At 58.7% G+C, this 450-nt stretch carries 1 protein-coding gene; it reads right to left on the reverse strand.

All coding sequences use genetic code 11. The annotated features are described in order from the left end of the window. On the reverse strand, positions 1-321 hold a 321-nt coding region (locus ACYP5B_RS47885; protein ID WP_459574418.1), incomplete at its 3' end, for an enoyl-CoA hydratase/isomerase family protein. Positions 322-450: the final 129 nt, after the last annotated feature.

Here is a 450-nt window from a genome sequence, read left to right on the forward strand (position 1 = left end):
GCCACCGAGGCAGGTGCCATTGACGGCTGCGACGATCGGAACTGGCAGCGTCTCGAACGCGCGTAGCACTTCGAGCGGATCGACCAGCCCTTTGCCGTGTCGCGCAATGCGATCCGGGAACAGTGACACCTCGGCGCCTGCCGAGAAATGCCGCAATCCGCTGCGCAACAGGATTGCGCGGGAACCGCGCTTGACCGCCGCGTCGAATTCTTCGAGCAGCGCGCGGTACATCGTTGGACCCATGAGGTTGTGCGGACGAAAATTCATCGTCAACACGGTCACGCGGTCGTTAATCTCACGCATCACGATAGGTTCGCTCATACTTGCTCCATGTATTTGGTTCAGGCGTTGTCTAATTGAACAGACAACGTTCGTTGCGAAGTTCCCTTGGTTTGAATCCAGGGCGTCATCCGGGCTTGCAGGTTGAGTTCATCCGACTGCCCCTCGGAG

This window comes from Cupriavidus sp. 8B (genome assembly GCF_054589115.1).